This is a genomic window from Sphingobacterium prati (genome assembly GCF_013167215.1).
In the GTDB taxonomy this organism is placed as follows: Bacteria; Bacteroidota; Bacteroidia; order Sphingobacteriales; family Sphingobacteriaceae; genus Sphingobacterium; species Sphingobacterium prati.
The window spans coordinates 1-480 of record NZ_JABJWY010000011.1 but is presented as its reverse complement, the minus strand read 5'-3'; the positions used below and the strand labels follow the sequence as shown (position 1 = coordinate 480).

Genomic DNA, 480 nt, shown 5'->3' with positions numbered 1-480 from the left:
ACATTTATATATTTATTTGAGATGGCTCTTATTTATATGAGTTGATTGATTTAGACACTTTCCAGTCATTGCCCTCGCGCGCTAAGGTAACCACATCTGTCTTGGTGAAGTTCTCAAATTTTAGAGTCACCTTAGCCACCATGTAGTCTGCTGATTCTTCTATGATGTCTGTGCTTACTGTACAGTTCAACTTCTCACCTTTTTGTTTTTTCAAGGATTTGATGACTTCTTCACGGCTATGGTTTTGTGCATTGAAAGCTTGGATCTTTTGGTTGAAATCTTCGGCGAATAACTGCTCTACTCCCGCCGATTCGCCCTCAGTAGTGACCGCTACATAATGGTCCAGTGCGAAATCTGCTGTAGTAAGGTTTACGCTTGCTTTTGCTGCTTTTGATCCTGGTCCGTTAGCGGCCATAGTGAATGTTGATACTGCGATTAATGCTGCTGCTGCGAATGTTTTTACTAATGAGTTCATAATGT

At 41.0% G+C, this 480-nt stretch carries 1 protein-coding gene; it reads right to left on the bottom strand.

Annotated elements, in window-relative coordinates; translation table 11 throughout:
• Positions 1 to 28 precede the first annotated feature (28 nt).
• On the bottom strand, positions 29 to 480 hold a 452-nt coding region (locus HPC41_RS02760; RefSeq protein WP_172392470.1), incomplete at its 5' end, for a nuclear transport factor 2 family protein.